9 protein-coding genes are annotated in these 9,993 nt (G+C 72.0%); 2 read left to right on the top strand and 7 right to left on the bottom strand.

Annotated features, from left to right (window positions below):
* On the top strand, window positions 1-187 hold a 187-nt coding region (locus VFZ20_RS16120), incomplete at its 5' end, for a VIT1/CCC1 transporter family protein (protein ID WP_329684938.1).
* Window positions 188-237: 50 nt separating this feature from the next.
* Window positions 238-894, top strand: coding sequence for a response regulator transcription factor (locus VFZ20_RS16115; protein ID WP_329684937.1), 657 nt, complete (start codon window positions 238-240; stop codon window positions 892-894).
* A 497-nt stretch (window positions 895-1,391) separates the two neighbouring features.
* Here VFZ20_RS16115 and VFZ20_RS16110 read toward each other — a convergent pair whose 3' ends face one another.
* From VFZ20_RS16110 to VFZ20_RS16080, 7 genes are all read right to left on the bottom strand, one after another.
* Window positions 1,392-1,730, bottom strand: coding sequence for a hypothetical protein (locus VFZ20_RS16110; RefSeq protein ID WP_329684936.1), 339 nt, complete (start codon window positions 1,728-1,730; stop codon window positions 1,392-1,394).
* Between the two features lie 35 nt (window positions 1,731-1,765).
* The gene (locus tag VFZ20_RS16105; RefSeq protein WP_329684935.1) at window positions 1,766-2,422 is read right to left on the bottom strand and encodes a hypothetical protein; all 657 of its coding nucleotides are present in this window, start codon (window positions 2,420-2,422) and stop codon (window positions 1,766-1,768) included.
* A gap of 448 nt (window positions 2,423-2,870) precedes the next feature.
* Window positions 2,871-4,448, bottom strand: coding sequence for a bifunctional metallophosphatase/5'-nucleotidase (locus VFZ20_RS16100; protein WP_329684934.1), 1,578 nt, complete (start codon window positions 4,446-4,448; stop codon window positions 2,871-2,873).
* 645 nt (window positions 4,449-5,093) lie between these two features.
* On the bottom strand, window positions 5,094-5,681 hold the full coding sequence (locus tag VFZ20_RS16095) for a hypothetical protein (protein ID WP_329684933.1): 588 nt from the start codon (window positions 5,679-5,681) through the stop codon (window positions 5,094-5,096).
* 64 nt (window positions 5,682-5,745) lie between these two features.
* Window positions 5,746-6,843 (bottom strand): hypothetical protein, encoded by a 1,098-nt coding sequence (locus VFZ20_RS16090; protein ID WP_329684932.1) that lies wholly within the window; start codon window positions 6,841-6,843, stop codon window positions 5,746-5,748.
* A 390-nt stretch (window positions 6,844-7,233) separates the two neighbouring features.
* Window positions 7,234-8,751, bottom strand: coding sequence for a class I adenylate-forming enzyme family protein (locus VFZ20_RS16085; RefSeq protein WP_329684931.1), 1,518 nt, complete (start codon window positions 8,749-8,751; stop codon window positions 7,234-7,236).
* Window positions 8,748-9,734, bottom strand: coding sequence for a PHB depolymerase family esterase (locus tag VFZ20_RS16080; RefSeq protein WP_329684930.1), 987 nt, complete (start codon window positions 9,732-9,734; stop codon window positions 8,748-8,750). Before VFZ20_RS16080 ends, VFZ20_RS16085 begins: the two co-directional genes overlap by 4 nt.
* Window positions 9,735-9,993: the final 259 nt, after the last annotated feature.

The raw sequence follows: 9,993 nt of genomic DNA, 5'->3' as shown, positions 1-9,993 counted from the left end.
GGCGCCGGAGCACCGCTTTTCCGTGGCCGTCGCCGCCACGATGGTGACGCTGTTCGTGGTGGGGGCGCTGCGCAGCGCCGTGACGCTGCTGCGGTGGTGGAAGGCGGGGCTGGAGATGCTGGCCGTGGGCGCCGCCGCGGCGGCCGTGGCCTACGGCGTGGGATACCTGCTGGCGGACGTGGGCTGAGCGCCCGCGCCGCGAACCTGTACGATTTGACCGGGCGTGAGGACACGACGATGAGCGAGAGCATCCGGATCCTGCTGGTGGACGACCACCCGGTGCTGCGCAGCGGCCTGGAGGCCCTGCTGAGCCTGGAAGACGGCCTGCAGGTGGTCGGACAGGCGTCCAGCGGCGAGGAGGGCGTGGAAAAGGCCCGGCTGCTGCGCCCCGACGTGGTGGTGATGGACCTGGCCATGCCGGGCATGGACGGCCTGGAGGCCACGCGGCAGATCGCCGCGCAGGGGCTGGGCGCCCGTGTGCTGGTGCTCACGTCGCAGGCGGAGGAGGAGTTCCTGCTCCCCGTGCTGGAGGCGGGCGGCAGCGGCTTCGTGCGCAAGACCAGCGCGGACGAGGACCTCATCCACGCCATCCGCACGGTGGCGCGCAACGAGGTGTTCCTGTACCCCAGCGCCACGCGCCTGCTGCTGCGCCAGTACCGCCAGGCGGAGGAAAAGGGCGCCGCCAGCCCCATCGAAAAGCTCAGCGACCGCGAGCGCGAGGTGCTGGCCCTCACGGCGGAGGGCTACAGCAGCGCGGAGATCGGCAAGAAGCTGTTCCTGTCGCCCAAGACGGTGGACACCTACCGCGCTCGCCTCATGCAGAAGCTGGGGCTGAGCCACCGTAGCGAGCTCGTGCGCCTGGCCCTGCAGACTGGGCTGCTCAAGCCCGTCTGAGCGCCGATGGGCCGGGTCCGTCTCCGGTCCGTCCATCCGATCACGACGACCTCTTCCGGCATCGTCCGGGAGAGGTCGTTGTCGTTGCGCGCAAAAGGCCGGGCCGCGGATCGAAGGACCAGCGGAGGTGCATGGGAAAGGCAGAGCGGGCCCGCGTCGCCCCAGCCCCGGCGAATGAATTCGCGGCTCTGAAACCGCAATGTCGGCCTTCGCCGACAGCTCCTGCCGCGCGCCGTCGCGGTGCACCATCGTCGGATTCCTGCCGTCCGGGAGCGCCGCCCTCGCGCACAAACCCGGAGATCGAGAGCGGTTGAAGCCCTGTTCGCACCGCGCGTCAGCGCGAGACAGGGCTTATGGCAGTCCCAGCGGCGGGTTTACCCGCTCAGGCTGGGTCCCGGCGTCGGGCACGTCCCCGGGATTTGTATCCACCCGAGAAAACCGGCCGCTTCCTGACGGAAGGCGGCCGGTGTGCGTTGATCCAGGATCTGCCTGGCGGATCAGCTGCCGCAGACGTGGTCGGCGGGGTAGAGCTTCCAGTCGGCCGCGTCCTGCGGGTTGTAGCACACCTTGTAGGTCGTGGACTGGTCGTACCAGCTGATCTCCTTCATCGTCTGGGGATGCACGGCGCCCCTGGCGTCCACCCATGCGAACGTGAGGGTGTGGCCCTCCTGGTTCTCCTCGCCGTCCCACCACTCCACGGGCGTGGCCACGAAGCCCACGGCCTGCGTCTCCTCCGTGAGCCGCTTGCTGCGCGCGGCCTCGCCGCGCATCACGAAGATCACGATGGCGGCGGTGATCACGCCCACCAGCCCCAGCACGGTCAGGTAGTTCTTCATCGTTGCGTCGTCTGCTTTGGTTCGGTGGATCAGAGTCAGTCGCGGGACTCGGTCATCATCACGCGCGCGCCGTCGATGTCGTCCCGCACGGCCTTGGCGAGCGCGGGCTCGCGCTGCTCGGCGTCGCGCAGCAGGGACTGCACGGCATCCAGCGACTCGCGCCCGGCGGCGGCCTTCGTTGCGTCCGGCAGCGTGAACCCGACGGTGGTAAAGACCATCATCGTCTTGCGCTCCTCGCGGCCCAGCAGCCCGCGCTCCGCCATCCCCGCCTTGATGCGGCCCAGCACGTGCGCCGGCACGTCCATCACCTCCCCGCCGATGAACGCCTCCAGCAGCTTCTGCAGCTCCGGCGACGTGCGCGCGGCGTCCACGACGATGGACTCCAGCGAGTGCGCGGGAAACGGCGACGCGCCCGTGCCGGGGACCACGTGCAGCTTTTGCGTCTTGATCAGGCCAAAGAGCGCCTTGCCCTGGCGCAGCTCCAGCCGGATGGCGCCGGCGCGGTGCGCGGCCCACACGGCGGCGCCCACGGCCGCGCTCATCAGCTTCTCGGAGTTGACCTTGATGCCGCTGGTGAGGACTTCTTCCTTGCTGCCGAGCATCCCGGCCTCCGGGGTGAACCGGTCGCCGAACAGCACGACGAGCTCGCTGGGGGCAAACGTGATGGTCGCGGGTGCGGATACGTCGGTCACGTGCGGCTCCTGCGTTGGGGCGGTGTGGATGGGTGGATCGGTGCTGCGTGGGACCCTGCTGGTCGTCGCTTTCCGTTCGCCGTTTCTCGCCCGTGCTGTCATTCTGAGCGACCGAGGCGCCGGCCGGGTCCGTCCCTGTCTCGATGCGTCGGCGCCGACCGAGCGAAGAATCTGGTTGCCGGAGTGCACGGTCCCGCCCGCGCGCTGAGTTCGCGCGCTGAGTTCGCGCGCTGAGTTCGCGCGCGAGGGCTCCGCGCACGGGCGAGGACTGCGCGCGGCGCGACCAGATTCTTCACTCGGCGCCATCCGTCACGGGATGGATCGCGACGGCGCCTCCTTCAGAATGACAGCGGGGGACGGATCCTGTTGTCGCTGTTTCTGGTCCGCCTTTTCGCCCGACAGCACGGGACGGATCGCGCGACGCGTTTTCGTTCCTACAGAACGCCTGCTACTCGGGCTGGGCGCCGGTCTCGGTGATGCGGCCCTCCACCTGCGGCGCGATGGCCTCGCCGCGGGCGTAGGCGGCGCTCAGCGCATCGAACGCCATCAGCCGGACGTCGGGGCCGGGCGGCACGCTCAGTACGGCGCGGTTGTGGAACGTGTACCCGTCGCCGCCGCCGAACAGGTAGTCGGGCACGGCCACCACGTAGACGCGCGTGTCGTTCAGCGGCTCGTACGCGTCCCCGCGGCGGATCTCCACCGACGTCACGCGCTGGCCCACCGGGCGCGAGCGATCGAATGTAAAACGCAGGCCCGACACCTGGAGAAACCGCCCCTCGCCGCGCCCGCCGGACACGCCGCGCTCCAGCACCGTCTCCTTGAGGTCGCGGCCCGTGAGCCACACCAGCGCCACGCGCGTGGGAAAGCCGAACGTGCGCGCCAGGTGCTCCCAGCGGATGTCGCCCGTCACCACGTCGTCGATGCGGATGGCGCCGCCGTTGAGCACGGCCACGTCCGCGGGCACGGTGGGGTACGCCGTGCGCATCACGTCCGCCAGGTAGTTGCCCCAGGCGCTCTCCACGTTGCGGACGACCTCCTCGCTGGCGTCCATGCGCGTGCTGGCGCGGCCGATGACCTGGTCGTAGAAGGGCACCTTCTCGCGCATGCGCGCCGCCCACTTCTGCTCGACGTCGCGCCGGTACGCGGGATCCACGGCGACGCTCTCGTTCAGCACCACGCTGTCGGCGCGCAGGGCCGGCTGGCCACCGCTGCGGCCGATGACCACCTGCCAGATGCGGCGCGCGTTGCTGTCGCCCTTGGTGATGGCGGCCGTGCTGTCCGTGAGCGGGTGGTGGATGAGAAAGTGCTCGTGCCCGCCCGCGATCCACAGGAACTTGGGATGCGACGCGCGCAGCCGGCTGATGGCCCGGTCCGCGCCCAGGTCCAGGTGCGTGAGCCCCACGATGGCGTCCACGCCCTGGGCCTCGAGCGCCTGGATCTGCCGCTCGGCGAGGGCGACGAACGCCGTGTCCCACTGCGCGTAGTCGCGGGGCGAGTCCAGGAACGTGAGCGTAAAGATGCCGATGCGCATCCCGTTGCTCACGATGACCGTGTCCGTGCCCAGGGCGCGGTCCGCGGCGGCGTTGCCCGTGTTGAGGCGGACGTTGGCGGCCAGCCAGGGAAAGCGCGACTGGACGATGGCGTTGGCGAGCATCTCCGGCCGCCGCTCGTCGAACTCGTGGTTGCCGGCCACGGCGATCATCGGCGCGCGCGCGTGCACGAAGTTGAGCGCGTCGATCATCTGCTGGCCCGCGAAGTAGCGGCTTTCCAGCGACGGGGCGATGAAGTCGCCGGCGTGCAGCACGCGCACCGGCACACCCGTGGCGCGGCGCGCGCGGTCCACGACGGTCACCACGCGGCCCAGCCCGCCCGCGGCGCCGTTCTCCACGGCGTCCACGCGGTAGACGTCGTTCACCTGCACGAACGCGGCGGCGGGGCGAAAGTCCTGCGCCCGCGCGGGGAGCGCGGCCAGCAGCAGCGCGTACGCGGCCAGGCGCGGCCGTACGAGGCGGCGAAGGGTCGTCATGGTGAATTCCGCAATTTCGGTGGAGGACCGCGCGGCTGATCCCGTCAGCCGTAGCAGTGCCGACGCGGCGGGGAGAGAATACGGAAGCCCGCGCGGAAACACAAGATATCCGCGGGGTACGGCGGGGATAGAGGCGCCGACAGCAACCCGATGTCGAGGGGCAGAAAACCCGTCGCTGCGCGACGGGGGGCCCTCTCCCCCGACCGCCTTTTTGCTCGTTCCTCGCAACGGCGGGCGACCCCTTCCCCAACTTCGGGGGAGGGGTTGGCGAGAGGGCGAGTGATTGCTCTCCGGCAGGCGATACGCCGGGTTTGTCTTCCTGAGGGGCCCTCGCGACTTCAATAGCGCTGGATGCGTACGGCCCCGAAGGATCTTGCCTGCCCTCGCACAACGGCCGCGATTCAGCCGGATGCCGGCCGGGCGAGTCCGCGCGGTGAAGGCGGCGCATTGCCTGGGCGGGAAGATCCTTCGGTCGGCGCCAGGGAACTGTGCGCGGGACGGATCGAGCGGGGCCTCCCTCAGGAAATCAAAGCGGCTGATGCCAATCTGTTCTCCCCCTCCCCCGCGAAGCGGGGGCAGGGGGCCGGGGGGAGGGGGCCCTCCGCGGGCGAGACACACTCCGCTCATCCGCACATCCCAGCGCCCCTACTCCGCCGGCATCCCCCAGCGCAGCTCCCACTCGCAGAAGGCGTCGCCCTCCAGCGAGCAGCGCACGTGGCGCACGGTGGCATCCACGCCGCCGGCCAGCTGCACGGCGTGCAGCAGCCCGCCCGTCTGCCGGCGGCAGAACGTCGCGTGGCCGGGATCGAAGCCCACCAGGCGCAGCACGGCGCGCCCCGCATCCTCCTCCACCACTTCCTGGTTGCCCGGCTGGTAGAACAGCCGGAACAGCGACACGCGCTGCAGCAGGAACTCCGCGGGCGACTTCTTTCGCAGGATGCCGCTGTAGTGCTCCACGCCCGCGCTGGCGATGGAGAACGCGCCCGACCGCTCCGGCCAGTCCGGGTGCTCCGCGCCGATCTCGGCGTCCACGGCGCGCCACAGCGACAGCAGCAGCTCGTGCGGCACCTCGTCCGTGGCCGCGGCGGACCGGATGCGCGCCAGGTCGTCCGCGGGCACGCGCTCCAGCACGCGCGCCACGCCCTCCTCGCCCGCGAGCGAGCGCACGAACGCCAGCGTGCTGCGCAGGGTGGAGCCCTTGGCGTACTGCGCGGCGAGAATGGTCTGCGTCATGTCGGCGATCGGGTTTCGTCTTCGGCGCGGCGCGGCACGTACGTCATCGGCCCATCGGGGCTCGTCAGGGCCGCGCCGCGCCGGGCGGATGCGCGACCACGAAGTACACGGTGCGGCCCTGGCCGTCGGAGTGGGTCGCAAGGCGCACGGGGTGACCGTCCAGCCAGCGCTCGTCGGACGGCTGGTAGCCCGCGGGATAAGGCCGTCCCGTGGCGCCGTCGATCAGCCACGTGGTAAAGATCCAGCCGTCGTCGTCCCGGTAGAAGTCGCCCAGCGTGTGGCCGGACACCACGTCCGGCGGCAGGTCCAGGCTGACGGTGTCGCCCCGGACGCGGAGAAAGGTGCCGTCCTCCGTGCGCGTGAGCCTCGGTGGTGCGGGGATGCCGTGCCCCGCGTGCGCCCGCGCGTCGCGGTGGCGCAGGTAGGCGAACGGCGCGCCGGGCGTGCTGCCGCGCGCGTTCTCAAAGCTGTTCAGCAGGCGGCGGACGACGACGGGGCGGTCGGGATCGTGCTCCAGCCGGCCGTCACGGTAGCGCATCCACTGGCCCACGAAGTACATCCCCTCGCCCCGGCGCGGCTCCGACAGCTCCTGCCAGCGCGTGGCGATGAGCCGGCAGTCGCCGCCGGCGGCCGGGCGCACGAACGACCCGTCCGGCTCGAAGTCGCGCACGGCGATGCGCATCGGCGCCCGCGCCAGGTCGCGCCCGTCGAAGATCCGCAGCTCGTAATAGCGGATGCCCAGGCCGTTGCTCATGTCCTGCCACTCGGCCACGATCGTCTCCGCGTGCCCGTCGCCGTCCAGGTCGCCCGTGAGCGCACGGAGGGACTGGGGGCTGCCGGACATGCTGTGGTCCGACGGCCACTCGTGCACCACGCGGCCGTTCTCCTCCAGCCGCACGGTGATGATCGTGTCGCCCGTGCACGAGCAGGCGCGGCGGCCGTTGGGCAGGGTGACGCACTCCGCCCGGACGCAGCCGGGCACCTGCGTCCCCACCGAGGTGTCGGAGACGGCCAGCGCCGGGTTGCGGCCCTGCGTGCACGGGACGTCCGTGCGCCACGCGCCGGCGGATGCGGTCCGCTGCGCGTGCGCGGCGCCCGGCGCGGCGAGGGAAAGCGCGGCGAGCACGAGGATCAAGGCGAGCGGGGAGAATCGGCGGATCATTGTCGGGCGGCGTTCGAGGTGGACGATGAACCCCCTGCGAATCTGCGCGCCCGGGTACCCGTCCGCCTGCGGGAAAGGTCCGGATCGGCTGATCAGGACCCAGCACGAAGGATGGATCCTGCTGATCGCGGAGCGCCCCCCATCCCCGACCCTTCCCCCATAAACTGCATGGGGGAAGGGAGAAAGACAGTCGTGCACCGTGGCTGGGACCCAGCAGCGCCCCCTCCGGGCTCGTAAAACTCGCCCACCTCCCCCAAAACCCCTGGGGGAGGTTGAACGGCATCTCGCGCGACGCCCTTCTCCCCTCTCCGCGAGCAACGAGCAGAGAGGGGCCGGGGGAGGGGCGAGCCGCTGCCGGCGAGAGCCACGCCTCTCCTCCCCGACCCTTTCCTACGCAGTCGCCGCCATGACCGGCTCCAGCACCGCCAACGCTCGCCGGTCGGGCTTGCCGCTGCCCAGGCGCGGGATCTCGGGGACGATGAACACCGCCCTGGGCACCTTGTAGCCCGCCAGCCGCTGGCGCGCGAACGCGACGACATCCGCCTCCGCCAGCAGCGAATCCGCCCGCGCGACGATGAAGGCGCGGCCCACCTCGCCCCACCTCTCGTCCGGCACGCCGACGACGACGGCCTCCGCCACGCCGGGGCAATCCGCCAGCGCCGCCTCCACCTCCGCCGGAAAGACGTTCTCGCCGCCCGAGATGTACATCTCCTTGCGCCGCCCGCAGATGCGGTACGCGCCATCCGCGTCGCGCATGGCCAGGTCCCCCGTGCGCAGCCAGCCGTCCGCCGTGAACGTCTCCGCCGTCTGCGCCGGGTTGCGCAGGTATCCGCTGAACACCTGCGGGCCGCGCAGCAGGAGCTCACCCGGCTCGCCGACATCCGCCTCGCGGCCGTCGCCGGCGTCCAGGCGCATCCCCAGGTACGTCACGGGCCAGCCCACGCAGCCCGGCCGCGCGACGGCCTCGTCGTCCGGGATGGCGAAGCAGTTGGGCCCGCACTCCGTCAGCCCGTAGCCCTCGCGAAAGGTGTAGCCCGCCCCGCGCACCCGCGCCGCCAGCGCTGACGGACAGGGCGCGCCCCCGCTGACGAAGCGGCGCAGGCGCGGCAGGGGCTGGCCCCACAGGGGCGACTCGGCGAGCATCAGCAGCTGCGTGGGAACGGTGAGCGCCATGGTGCAGCCCTCCTCGTCCATCATCCGCAGGAAGTCGTCGGCATCGAACGCGTCCACGAGCACGATGGTGCCGCCGCGCTGCCACAGCGGCGTGGCAAAGACGTTCCATCCGCCCGTGTGAAAGAGCGGCGTGCTCACGGGCGCCACGTCGTCCGGGCCCAGCTCCCACGCCGTCGTCGTCGCCACGGCGTTCCAGAAGATCTGCCGATGCGGAAGCACCGCGCCCTTGGGCCGCCCCGTGCTGCCGGACGTGTAGAGGATGAGTGCCGCATCGTCCCCCTCCATCTCCACGTCGTCCGGGGAGACGTCGGCGGATGCGAGGAGCGACGGCGCGTCGTCGTCCAGGTCGATCCACGGCGCGTCGGCAGATTCCGCCCGGGCGCGAAAGCGGGCCTCGCCGATGAGCAGGTCGGGGCGCGCGTCGGCCAGGACGGGGGCCAGCTCGGCGGCGGAGAGACGCCAGTTGAGCGGCAGCAGCGCCGCGCCGATGCGCCCGCAGGCGTAGAAGAGCGCCGGCACGTCCGCGCGGTTGCCGGCCAGCACGGCCACGATCCCGCCCCGGCCGATGCCCCGCGCCCGCAGCACGCCCGCCCAGCGGTCCGCCGCCGCGTCGAACTGCGCGTAGCTCCAGCGCTCGCCGCGCGCACGGTCCACGAGCGCCGTGCGGTGCGGGGCCATCCGCCGCCAGAAGCGCAGCGGGTCCGGCCGGCGGGGAAACGGCAGCGGATGCGTCATGGGCGCGTGTGCTCCAGGAAAAAGCGCATCATCTCGCGGCTGGCGTCGGGGCCGCGCGCGTCGGTGTAGGTGCCTTCGGCGCTGCCGCCGGACCACGCGTGGCCCAGCCCCTCCACCATCCACAGCTCCGCCAGGGGGCCGTACCTGTCGCGCGTGTAGCCCAGCCCGCCCTCCGTGGAATCGCCGCGCAGGAAGTCCCTGGCGCCCGCCGCCACGGCCCATTGGCTCGCCAGCCGCCGCCCGTTCTCGGGGACGACGACGACGTCCGCCGCGCCGTGGAAGACGATCATGGGGATGGACTCGCGGCCGCTCGCCCGCAGCAGTGCCCGCGCGGAGTCCGTGAGCGCCGCGTCCCGCGCGGGCCCGTTCCGCATCACGCCGAGGGCCGTCGCCACGTCGCCCGCGGCGCGCCAGGGGATGCCGCTGTGCACGCCCACGGCCGCGAACAGCTGCGGATACGCGGCGGCCGTGTTGACCGCCATGGCGCCGCCCGCGCTCACGCCGCCGATGTAGACGCGCGACGGGTCGACGGCGTGGCTCGCCATCACCTCGCGCGTGATGCCGGCGATGAGGGCGGGCTCGCCGGCGTCGGCGGCCTGGTGCGCGCGGTCGAACCACGTCCAGCACTTTTGCGGATTGTGCTCCGCCAGCTGCTCGGGATAGGCGACGAGGGCGCCGGCGCGCTGCGCGTGCTCGTTGAAGCGCGTGCCCCGCGCGAAGTCGTCGGGGTCCTGCGTGCAGCCGTGCAGCATCACCACCAGCGGCGCGGGTCGCGACGCGTCGTATCCGGCGGGGACGTACAGCCGGTAGCGGCGCGTGCCCACGGGCCCCGTGAACGTGTGCCACTCCCACGCGGCCGGGGCGGATGCGCCGGGCGCGGGTCCGTCGGCCGGCGCGGGCGCGGCGCCGGTCGGGGCGCAGGCGCCGGCGGCGAGGGTGGATGCCATCGTCAGCGTGTGCAGCGTGCGGGTGATTCGGTTCATCGCGCGTTCGGGCTTCCGGTCGAAAGAGCGTCAGGTCAGCGAGGCCAGGCGGCGGTGCGACGTCGTGCGCAGATCTCGCCGGCAACGGAGTCCCGCATCGTGCGAAGAGGCGGAGATTGCGCAGGCAGCGAAGTTCCGCATCGTGCGAAGGAGCGGAGATTTCGCTGGCAGCGAAGTCCGCATCGTGTGGAAAAGCGGAGCTCTCGCCGGCAGCGGCCCGCCCCTCCCCCGGCCCCTCCCCGCTCGTTCCTCGCGGAGA

The organism is Longimicrobium sp. (assembly GCF_036280135.1).
Classification (GTDB): Bacteria; Gemmatimonadota; Gemmatimonadetes; order Longimicrobiales; family Longimicrobiaceae; genus Longimicrobium.
This window is presented reverse-complemented; position numbering and strand designations above follow the sequence as displayed.

Excerpts from the sequence above, each read along its gene's own strand:
- VFZ20_RS16110 (WP_329684936.1), bottom strand. The coding sequence starts at position 1,730 with ATGAAGAACTACCTGACCGTGCTGGGGCTGGTGGGCGTGATCACCGCC.
- VFZ20_RS16115 (WP_329684937.1), top strand. The coding sequence starts at position 238 with ATGAGCGAGAGCATCCGGATCCTGCTGGTGGACGACCACCCGGTGCTG.
- VFZ20_RS16095 (WP_329684933.1), bottom strand. The coding sequence starts at position 5,681 with ATGACGCAGACCATTCTCGCCGCGCAGTACGCCAAGGGCTCCACCCTG.
- VFZ20_RS16100 (WP_329684934.1), bottom strand. The coding sequence starts at position 4,448 with ATGACGACCCTTCGCCGCCTCGTACGGCCGCGCCTGGCCGCGTACGCG.
- VFZ20_RS16080 (WP_329684930.1), bottom strand. The coding sequence starts at position 9,734 with ATGAACCGAATCACCCGCACGCTGCACACGCTGACGATGGCATCCACC.
- VFZ20_RS16085 (WP_329684931.1), bottom strand. The coding sequence starts at position 8,751 with ATGACGCATCCGCTGCCGTTTCCCCGCCGGCCGGACCCGCTGCGCTTC.
- VFZ20_RS16090 (WP_329684932.1), bottom strand. The coding sequence starts at position 6,843 with ATGATCCGCCGATTCTCCCCGCTCGCCTTGATCCTCGTGCTCGCCGCG.